Here is a 9,187-nt window from a genome sequence, read left to right on the forward strand (position 1 = left end):
TCCCTTGGTCAGGGAAGCGTCTTACGCGGTGGGTATCGACCGGGCAACCTCGGAAAACCAGTTTGAGATTGTTCAGGACTGGTTCTGCGATTGGGACTGGCCGCGGCCATTGGCCTGATCGACCTTGACGGCGACGGTCAGGGTTTCCGTGCCGCCGCCGTAGCGGGTGCCGCGGACGGGGGCTGCACCAAGGTAATCCAAACCAATGGCGACGCGGGCATGGGCGTCGGTGGTGCAGATGGCATTGGCAGGGTCGAAGCCGACCCAGCCGAGATCCGGCACATAGGCCTCGGCCCAGGCATGGCCGGCCTGCTGGTTGGTCTCGCCATCGGCACGCCAGAAATGGCCGGAGACGAAGCGGGCAGGGACGCCGGCCGAGCGGGCACAGGCGATGAAGATATGCGCGTAATCCTGGCAGACGCCACGCTTGCCGATGAAGGCCTCGCTGGCCGAAGTGCCGGTGCTGGTTGGATCTACGTCGAAGGTCATGTGCTCGTTGATGGCCATCATCAACGCGTGCAGGAAGCCGAGGACGTCGGTCTCCGCGCTTGGTGACAGATCCTTGGCAAAGGTCTGCATCGCTGCGCTGGCGTCGGTCAGGTCGGTCTGGCGCAGGAAGAAGCTCGGCGGAAAGCGCTCATCGGTGCCCTTCAGCACGCCGCCAGTGTCCTGGGTGTCGATCAGACCCTCGACGGTCACGGTCAGGTCGGAGATCGGCCCATGGGTCAGCACATGGGTGACATTGCCGAATGCGTCCTCGTGCAAATCCAGGCGCGAATCCGTGGAGACGTCTATCTGCCACTCGGCGACATACTGGCCGTCATGGCTGCCCGGCGTCATCCGCAAAATCTGGATCACGCCCGAAGCCGGCGGTTCGTAGCGATAGGTGGTCGAATGGGCAATACGCAGGCGCATGGCAACGTGTCCGAATCTGCAGATGAGCCGGGACGCTAGCTCAAATCAGGTATTGTTTGGCAATGATGTCGCCCAGACGGCTGTTATCTGCAATGAATTCCTGGATGAATTCATGCAACCCATGCTGGAAAATATCCTGCATGTTGCTGTGTTCGAGCCGGTTTCGCACGCCGCGGGCGTGGCGTTGCGCTGCGCCCTGACGGCCATAGGACACGCCGATCTGGTCGAGATTGCGGACTAGATTGCCGTAGCAACTCGCCAGCGAGCGCGGCAGCGTGTCGTTGAGGATCAGGAGGTCGGCGATCAGCCAGGGCTTCAGCGTCTCGCGATAGACCCAGTGATAGGCCGTCAGTGCGGAGACTGAACGCAGGATCGAGGTCCATTGATAGTAGTCGAGCGGACCGCCGACATGTTCGTCTTCGGGTAGCAGCAGATGATATTTCACATCGAGAATACGCGCGGTATTGTCGGCGCGTTCCAGATGCAGGCCGAGCCGCGAGAACCAGTAAGCATCGTTGCGCAGCATGGTGCGGTAGGCTGATCCGTCGAAGCGCAGCGATGTCTCCTGCACGAAGCGCAAGAAATTCGCCAGCTGCTCGCGTGTCTTGGCGCCGCCGCTCCAGGCGGATTGCAGCTCCAGCCAAGCGCTGTTGATCGTGTCCCACATCTCGCCGGTTAGTGCGGTGCGAACAGAGCGCGAGTTCAGGCGTGCGGCTTCGATGCAGTTGCGGATCGAGGAGGGATTGGCCGTCGAGAACGAGAGATATTCGACGACATTGGTCTCGTTGGCTTCCTCATAGATCTCGTAAAAGGCCGCGCTGACGCCTGCGGTCAGTAGCGCCGAATCCCATTCGTTGGTCTGGCCGATATAGGTATTCGGCAGCGCGGTGACGCGCAGTGTCGCCTCGATCGTGCGCGCGAGATATTCGGCGCGTTCGACATAGCGGGCTAGCCAGTAAAGGTTCTCGGCGGTGCGCGACAGCATGCGGGGATGTTACTCTTTGAAAAATGGGTCGTCGGTCGAAGTCCGGTTGCCTATATCGAGAGTTATTCGTCCAGTATCCACGTGTCCTTGGTGCCGCCGCCCTGGCTGGAATTCACCACCAGCGAGCCTTCCTTCAGCGCGACGCGGGTCAGACCGCCTGCGACGATGGACACGTTCTTGCTGCCGGTGAGCACGAAGGGGCGAAGATCGACGTGACGCGGCGCGAGGCCTGACTCGGTGCAGGTCGGGCAGGTCGACAGAGCCAGCGTCGGCTGGGCGATGAAGCCTTCCGGCTCGCGCTTCAGCTTGTCGCGGAACGCTTCGATGGTGGCCTTGGTGGCGGCAGGCCCGATCAGCATGCCGTAACCGCCGGAGCCGTGGACTTCCTTGACGACGAGTTCGCTTAAGTGATCGAGCACATAAGCAAGATCGCCAGGTTCGCGGCAGCGCCAGGTCGGCACATTCTTCAGGATCGGCTCTTCGCCGAGATAGAACTTCACCACTTCCGGCATGTAGCTGTAGATCGCCTTGTCGTCGGCGATGCCGGTGCCGACTGCGTTGGCCAGCGTGACGTTGCCGGCCATATAGGCGGACATCAGGCCGGGGACGCCGAGCGCTGAATCCGGGCGGAAGGTGAGGGGATCGAGGAAATCGTCATCGACGCGGCGATAGATCACGTCGACGCGTTTGAGGCCTTCGGTGGTGCGCATGAAGACTTCATCGTTCTTGACGACGAGGTCGCGGCCCTCGACCAGTTCGACGCCGAGCTTGTCGGCCAGGAACGAGTGTTCGTAGTAGGCCGAGTTGTAGACGCCGGGTGTCATCAGCGCGACGGTCGGTTCCGTTGAGGCCGAGCGCGGTGCGACGGAGCGCAGGCAGGACAGCAGTTCGTCTGGATATTTCTCGACCGGCGCGACGCGATGCCGCGCGAACAGGTCGGGGAACAGCCGCATCATGATCTCGCGGTTCTCCAGCATGTAGGAGACGCCTGAGGGCGTGCGGGCATTGTCTTCGAGAACGAAGAATTCGTCCGGATTGGTGCGGACGATGTCGATCCCGGCGATGTGCACGTAGACGTCGTGCGGGACGTCCTGGCCGTTCATTTCCGGACGGAACACCGGGTTCTGGAAGATGAGGTCATCCGGGATCAGGCCGGCGCGGAGAATTTCGCGGCCGTGATAGATATCCTTGAGGAACATGTTGATGGCGCGGGTGCGCTGCTTCAGGCCCTTTTCCAGCAGGGTCCATTCCTTGCCGGAAATGATCCGCGGAATGACGTCGAAGGGGATCAGCCGTTCGGTGGATTCGGAGTCGCCGTAAACCGCGAAGGTAATGCCGATCCTACGGAACAGCAGCTCCGCTTCCTGGCGGCGATGTTCCAAAGCGTCCGGAGGCGTCTCCTTGAGCCAGCGGGAGAGTTCTTCATAGGCCGGGCGGAGTTCGCCTTGGGGCCCGTTCATTTCGTCGAACGCGACTGCCATGTACCCTGACTGTTGTTTCGAGGCCGTACGGAGATTGCACGACTGAAAGGGATGGTAGCAAGGGGCGGGCCAGCACGATATGCATCCAACAAGAGCAATTCGTAGGGGATGCGTGTAAAGCTGCCTGAAAAAACGGCTGGACGCTGCACGTTTCGGCAGCAAAACCCCGTGACATCAGGACATTGCCTGCGCATGGTCCCGGGAATGGTAGGGAACGACAAATGACCGAGATTGTAACCGCGGGCATCCTGGTGATCGGCGACGAGATTCTGTCGGGCCGGACCAAGGACAAGAACATCGGCTTCATCGCCGAGTACCTCACCAATATCGGCATCGACCTCAAGGAAGTCCGCGTCGTGTCCGATGACGAGCCGGATATCGTCGCGGCACTCAACGCGCTGCGCAAACGTTACACCTACGTTTTTACCACTGGCGGCATTGGGCCGACCCATGACGACATCACCGCAGATGCAGTGGCCAAGGCATTCGGCGTCAAGATCGACCATCACCCTGAAGTGGTCGCGCGCTTCCAGGAGCGCTTCGGTGACGATCTGAATGAGGCGCGGCTGCGGATGGCCCGCATTCCCGACGGCGCCGACCTGATCCAGAGCGCAACGATTTTGGCGCCTGGCTTCAAGATCGACAATGTAATCGTGATGGCTGGCGTACCGTCTATCATGCAGGCGATGATGGACATCGTGTCGCCGAAGCTGAAATCTGGTTTGCGGATGCTATCCGATACGGTGAAGGCCAACGCGCGGGAGGGTGACGTCGGTGGTCCGCTGCGCGATATCGCGAAGGCGCATCCGGATACGATCATCGGCAGCTATCCGTTCATGGACGAACAGGGCAAGCCGAATACCAATCTGGTGGTGCGTTCGCGCGATCAGGATAAGCTCAATGCGGCAATGGAGGCCGTCAAGGCGATGTTGGCGACAATCAACGCGCCCAAGTGAAATTAAACGAGTAGATCAACATAAGTCCGGCCGCCTGAGGGCGACCGATGTGAGGAGACGAACATGGCCGATCATCCGGAATTGAGTGCTGAGGAGCGCGCCGGCAAGGCATTCCCGGTGTCCTGGGATCAATTCCATCGCGATTGCCGCGCGCTGACCTGGCGGCTGAACAGCGCCGGTCCATTTCACGCGATCATCGCCATCACGCGTGGCGGCCTCGTGCCGGCAGCGATCGTGGCGCGTGAGCTTGGCGTCCGCGTCATCGATACGGTGTGCATCGCGAGCTATGAGCACAACAAGCGCGGCGAGTTGCAGGTACTGAAGGGGCTCTCGGCCGATGCGTTGAAACTCGGCGGCGGGGACGGCAAGGGTCTGCTGATCATCGACGACCTCGTCGATACCGGCAAGACCGCGCGGATCGTCCGGGACATGCTGCCCAAAGCTCACTTCGCGACCGTCTATGCCAAGCCGATGGGGCGGCCGCTGGTGGATACGTACATCACCGAAGTCTCGCAGGATACCTGGATCTTTTTTCCGTGGGATCTTGGCCTGTCGTTCCAGCCGCCGATGCGCGAAGGCGCAGGCTAGGCTCTCGTTGCGAGGAGACGCGATTGCCGCTGCAAAATCGTGTCACGCCGGCAGGCGATATCGTCGCGACACCCGAGCGCGGAACGTTCACCGGCAATCGTGGTATCATCCATGATCCTTCGACCAAAACGCTCCTGAACAGGCGCTGGTCCAATCCAGCCTGGATCACTTGCGTCTGCGAATTTCGCGGCCGCCGCCGCGATGTGATGGCGACACGCAGCTGGACCGAGCTGTTCTTCCTCGACGAGGCCACATCCTTCGCCGCCGGTCACCGCCCATGCTTCTATTGCCGCCGTGATGACGCGAACCGCTTCCGTGCGGCGTGGGAGGAGGGCAACGGCGTCATGCGTGTGCGGGCGACGGAGATCGATGCGGTGCTGCATCGTGAGCGGCTGGATAACAGGAAGAAGCGATTGCATTCGGTGGATGGGCCTATCGAGGCATTGCCGGATGGGGCGATGGTGCAGGCGGGTGACGAAAGCTATCTGATCGCGCAGGGGGGCGCGCTGCGATGGTCGTCTGCGGGATATAGCGTAGTGGATGTCGAACTCATCGACGTGCAGCTGCTGACGCCACCATCGACGCTGAATGCTTTTCGCGCCGGCTATCGCCCGGTGCTGCACGAAAGTGCGCAGAACTAACGATCTCACTCCGTCATGCCCGGGCTTGACCCGGGCATCCATCTTTCTTGCTCGTAACGGAAAGAGGAAGTTGGATGGCCGGATCAAGCCCGGCCATGACATCGAGAGAGCCGGGGTTACCCCAGCTTCTGCCGTGCCAGCTTCGCACCCGCCCCCAGTGCGCGCAGCTTTGCTTCCGCGATATCCCGCTGCATCGGCGCCATGCCGCAATTGGTCGTCGGCACGATCTTGTCCTTCGGCACGTGCTTCATCACGGCCTCGATGGTGGCGACCACATCTTCCGGCGTCTCGACAGTGTCACTCGCGACATCGATCACACCGGCCTGCACGATCTTGTTCTTCAGCAGTCCCAGCAATTCCAACGGCACGCGCGAATTGCGGCATTCGATGGCGACCTGCTGGATCGGGCTGGCGTCGATGGCCGGGAAGATCTCTTCATACTGTCGCCACTCGCTGCCGAGGGTTTCCTTCCAGTCGGTATTGGCCTTGATGCCGTAGCCGTAGCAGATATGAACGGCTGTCGCGCAAGTGAGGCCCTGCGCGGCGCGCTCCAGCGCCTTGACGCCCCAGTCGGCGGCTTCGTCCATGAAAACGTTGAAGGCCGGCTCGTCGAACTGGATCATGTCGACGCCGTCGGCCTGCAGTGCGAGCGCTTCCTGATTCAGCAGTTCGGCAAATGCAAAAGCCATCTTCACGCGGTCGCCGTAGTAGCTGTCCGACAGCGTGTCGATGATGGTCATCGGGCCGGGCAGCGTGAACTTGAATTTGTTGGTCGTATGCGCACGGGCAGCCCGCGCCTCGAACGCGTGGACGCGGCCCTTCAGCTGCAGCGGCGCGATCACCTGCGGGACCATCGCTTTGTAGCGATCCTTGCGGATGCCCATCTCGACCTTGTGGGCGAAGTCGATGCCGTCGACCTTCTCCAGAAAACCATGGACGAAATGCTGCCGCGCCTGTTCACCTTCGGTGACGATGTCAACGCCGGCGTCTTCCTGCACCTTCACTGCCAGCAGCGTCGCGTCGCGCTTGGCGCGCGCCAGTTCGTCGCCGGAGGAGCGCCAGGTCGGCCACAGCTTGTTCGGCTCGGCGAGCCATTCGGGCTTCGGGAGCGAGCCGGCGATGGTGGTTGGAAACAGCATTGTTCGCTCCCCGGAAATTGTGTTTTGCGGTGGCCTGTCTGCCATGTTCCTGTCCCCGCGTATATGGGATTGGCGCACCCATGGGGGAGGTCTAGGATCGGGTAAAATACGCTGAGGAAACCCGATGATCGACCTGCATTACGCACCGACGCCGAACGGTTGGAAAATATCGATCATGCTGGAGGAATGCGGGCTGCCTTACACGGTCGTTCCGATGCAGCTTGGCCGCGGCGACCAGTACACTCCGGAGTTCTTGAAGCTCAGCCCCAACGGCCGCATGCCGGCCATTGTCGATCATACGCCCGCTGATGGCGGCGCAGCGGTCTCTATCTTCGAAAGCGGCGCAATCCTGATCTATCTCGCCGAGAAATCCGGCCTGTTCATGCCGACCGAGATGCGCAAGCGTTTCGACGTCATGCAGTGGCTGATGTGGCAGATGGGTGGGCTCGGGCCTATGCTCGGCCAGAACGGACATTTCCTGCTCTATGCGCCCGAGAAGATTCCCTATGCCATGGATCGCTACACCCGCGAGGCCAGGCGGCTGTACGGTGTACTCGATGCGCATCTCGGGGAAGGTCGCGATTACATCACCGGCGACTACTCCATCGCCGATATGGCGTGCTTTCCGTGGATCATGACCCACAAGGCGCAGGGGCTGACGCTGGATGATTTCCCGAACGTGAAGCGCTGGTTTGCGCTGGTCCGCGCGCGGCCGCAGGTACAGGCGGGGCTTGCCGTCGGCAAGCAGGAGAAGAAGCCGATGGATGAGCAGGCGAGGAAGATCATGTTCGGTGTCGATGCGCCGGCGCATGCGCAGGCGCAGCAATAGAGCTCGTCATTCCGGGGCGCGCGCATGACGACGAAAATAATAACAAAACGAGGAAACACCCATGATCGAATTCTTCTTCGACTGTTCCAGCCCCTGGACCTATCTCGCCTTCCACAACATCCAGCCGCTCGCGAAGGAGTTTGGCGAAGAGATCTCGTGGCGGCCCATTCTGGTGGGCGGCATCTTTAATTCGATCAACCCCAGCGTCTATGCCTCGCGCGAAACCCCGGTGCCGACGAAGGCGCGCTACATGAAGAAGGATCTCGGTGATTGGGCGCGCTCGGCGGGCCTGGCGATCAAGATGCCGCCGACGGTGTTTCCGGTGAACAGCGTCAAGGCGATGCGCGGCTGCATCTGGCTTGGAAACGATGCGATGGTGCCGTTTGCGCGCGCGGTGTTCGAAGCCTATTGGGGCGACGACAAGGATATCTCCAGGGATGACGTCCTGACCGAGATCTGCACGCGCACCGGCATCGATCCCGCCAAGTTCTTCGCGGGCATCGGCGATCAGGCGATCAAGGACCAGCTCAAGGTCAATACCGATGAAGTGATCGCACGGGGCGGCTTCGGCTCGCCGACCATCTATCTCGACAAGACCGACATGTATTTCGGCAATGACCGCCTGCCGTTGATCCGTGAGGCGCTGCAGCGCCGCAAGGCGAGCGCCGCCTGATGCCGAAAGCAATCGTTTGCCGCGAGCTCGGGTCACCTGAAAGCCTGCGCCTCGAACAATTTGCATCAGTGCCGCTGAAACCCGGGCAGGTCCGCGTTGCCGTGCGCGCCGCTGGAATCAATTTTCCGGATATCCTGATGGCGGCCGGCGAATATCAGCTCAAGCCCGAACTACCGTTCACACCGGGCATGGAAGCGGCGGGCGACGTCAGCGAAATCGCCGGCGATGTGCCCGGCATCGCGGTCGGGGATCGCGTCATCGTCAAGCTGCGTCATGGCGGCTATGCGAACGAAGTTGTGGTGACGCCGGCACAACTCACTTCACTGCCGTCGACATTCGACTACGCGGAGGGGGCGACGTTTCTCGCCGCCCACGGCACCGCGCATCACGCGCTGGTCGATCGCGGTCAGATCGGGGCGGGCGAAGTGCTGCTGGTGCATGGCGCCGGCGGCGGCGTGGGGTTGGCAGCGGTGGAGATCGGGAAGCTGCTGGGCGCCACGGTAATCGCGGCTGCATCATCGGAGGAGAAGCTTGCAGTCGCCAAAGCACGTGGTGCGGATCACGGCGTGCTGTATGGCGCCGAACCATTCAAGGACGCCATCAAACGTCTCACGGATGGCAAGGGCGCCGATGTCGTGTTCGATCCGGTTGGCGGCGACATCTTCGAGCAGAGCCTGCGCTGCATTAATTGGGGCGCCCGCCTGTTGGTGATCGGCTTCACCGGCGGCATCGGCGTGGCGAAAACCAATCTCGTGCTCATCAAAGGCGCCAGCGTGCTCGGCGTCCGCGCCGGCGAGGCGGCACGGCGCGATCCGAAGATCGGCGAAGCCCGCATCGCGCAGCTCCTCGTATGGGCAGAAGCAGGAAAGATCAGGCCAAACGTTTCGCATCGCCTGCCGCTGGCGGATGTCGCGGCTGCCATGCGGCTACTGACGGAGCGCAGGGCGATCGGCCGCGTGGCGCTGACCATGGGCTGAGCG

Annotated in this window: 10 protein-coding genes; 6 read left to right on the forward strand and 4 right to left on the reverse strand. The window is 61.7% G+C overall.

Annotation, left to right across the window (positions count from 1 at the left end; genetic code table 11):
* Positions 1-72 precede the first annotated feature (72 nt).
* The 3 genes from A4A58_RS22050 to A4A58_RS22060 form a co-directional block, all read right to left on the reverse strand.
* On the reverse strand, positions 73-915 hold the full coding sequence (locus A4A58_RS22050) for a transglutaminase family protein (RefSeq protein WP_068736108.1): 843 nt from the start codon (positions 913-915) through the stop codon (positions 73-75).
* Between the two features lie 40 nt (positions 916-955).
* Positions 956-1,900 (reverse strand): alpha-E domain-containing protein, encoded by a 945-nt coding sequence (locus A4A58_RS22055; protein ID WP_068736110.1) that lies wholly within the window; start codon positions 1,898-1,900, stop codon positions 956-958.
* 62 nt (positions 1,901-1,962) lie between these two features.
* Positions 1,963-3,381: a circularly permuted type 2 ATP-grasp protein gene (locus tag A4A58_RS22060; RefSeq protein WP_068736112.1), complete on the reverse strand. Its 1,419-nt coding sequence runs from the start codon at positions 3,379-3,381 to the stop codon at positions 1,963-1,965.
* 221 nt (positions 3,382-3,602) lie between these two features.
* On the opposite strand from A4A58_RS22060, the gene A4A58_RS22065 reads away from it, so the two are divergent.
* The 3 genes from A4A58_RS22065 (at position 3,603) to A4A58_RS22075 (ending at position 5,566) form a co-directional block, all read left to right on the forward strand.
* Positions 3,603-4,337, forward strand: coding sequence for a competence/damage-inducible protein A (locus A4A58_RS22065; protein ID WP_068736115.1), 735 nt, complete (start codon positions 3,603-3,605; stop codon positions 4,335-4,337).
* A gap of 63 nt (positions 4,338-4,400) precedes the next feature.
* Entirely contained in the window at positions 4,401-4,925 is a 525-nt protein-coding gene (gene gpt, locus A4A58_RS22070; RefSeq protein ID WP_068736116.1) for a xanthine phosphoribosyltransferase, read from the forward strand.
* Positions 4,926-4,948: 23 nt separating this feature from the next.
* The gene (locus tag A4A58_RS22075; RefSeq protein WP_068736118.1) at positions 4,949-5,566 is read left to right on the forward strand and encodes a hypothetical protein; all 618 of its coding nucleotides are present in this window, start codon (positions 4,949-4,951) and stop codon (positions 5,564-5,566) included.
* A 116-nt stretch (positions 5,567-5,682) separates the two neighbouring features.
* Here the strand turns inward: A4A58_RS22075 and A4A58_RS22080 are convergent, their stop codons facing one another.
* A complete protein-coding gene (locus A4A58_RS22080) occupies positions 5,683-6,705 on the reverse strand; it encodes a methionine synthase (protein ID WP_068736120.1) in 1,023 nt (340 codons plus the stop codon).
* 124 nt (positions 6,706-6,829) lie between these two features.
* Between A4A58_RS22080 and A4A58_RS22085 the strand changes: the two genes are divergently transcribed.
* From A4A58_RS22085 to A4A58_RS22095, 3 genes are all read left to right on the forward strand, one after another.
* Positions 6,830-7,534 (forward strand): glutathione S-transferase N-terminal domain-containing protein, encoded by a 705-nt coding sequence (locus A4A58_RS22085; protein WP_068736122.1) that lies wholly within the window; start codon positions 6,830-6,832, stop codon positions 7,532-7,534.
* A 61-nt stretch (positions 7,535-7,595) separates the two neighbouring features.
* Positions 7,596-8,207, forward strand: a complete 612-nt coding sequence (locus A4A58_RS22090; protein ID WP_068736124.1) for a 2-hydroxychromene-2-carboxylate isomerase — start codon at positions 7,596-7,598, stop codon at positions 8,205-8,207.
* Positions 8,207-9,184: an NADPH:quinone oxidoreductase family protein gene (locus A4A58_RS22095; protein WP_068736126.1), complete on the forward strand. Its 978-nt coding sequence runs from the start codon at positions 8,207-8,209 to the stop codon at positions 9,182-9,184. Before A4A58_RS22090 ends, A4A58_RS22095 begins: the two co-directional genes overlap by 1 nt.
* Positions 9,185-9,187 lie beyond the last annotated feature (3 nt).

The sequence above is a fragment of the Tardiphaga robiniae genome, from assembly GCF_001618955.1.
GTDB classification, from domain to species: domain Bacteria; phylum Pseudomonadota; class Alphaproteobacteria; order Rhizobiales; family Xanthobacteraceae; genus Tardiphaga; species Tardiphaga robiniae_A.

Excerpts from the sequence above, each read along its gene's own strand:
- A4A58_RS22050 (WP_068736108.1), bottom strand. The coding sequence starts at position 915 with ATGCGCCTGCGTATTGCCCATTCGACCACCTATCGCTACGAACCGCCG.
- A4A58_RS22055 (WP_068736110.1), bottom strand. The coding sequence starts at position 1,900 with ATGCTGTCGCGCACCGCCGAGAACCTTTACTGGCTAGCCCGCTATGTC.
- A4A58_RS22060 (WP_068736112.1), bottom strand. The coding sequence starts at position 3,381 with ATGGCAGTCGCGTTCGACGAAATGAACGGGCCCCAAGGCGAACTCCGC.
- A4A58_RS22065 (WP_068736115.1), top strand. The coding sequence starts at position 3,603 with ATGACCGAGATTGTAACCGCGGGCATCCTGGTGATCGGCGACGAGATT.
- gpt (WP_068736116.1), top strand. The coding sequence starts at position 4,401 with ATGGCCGATCATCCGGAATTGAGTGCTGAGGAGCGCGCCGGCAAGGCA.
- A4A58_RS22080 (WP_068736120.1), bottom strand. The coding sequence starts at position 6,705 with ATGCTGTTTCCAACCACCATCGCCGGCTCGCTCCCGAAGCCCGAATGG.
- A4A58_RS22085 (WP_068736122.1), top strand. The coding sequence starts at position 6,830 with ATGATCGACCTGCATTACGCACCGACGCCGAACGGTTGGAAAATATCG.
- A4A58_RS22090 (WP_068736124.1), top strand. The coding sequence starts at position 7,596 with ATGATCGAATTCTTCTTCGACTGTTCCAGCCCCTGGACCTATCTCGCC.
- A4A58_RS22095 (WP_068736126.1), top strand. The coding sequence starts at position 8,207 with ATGCCGAAAGCAATCGTTTGCCGCGAGCTCGGGTCACCTGAAAGCCTG.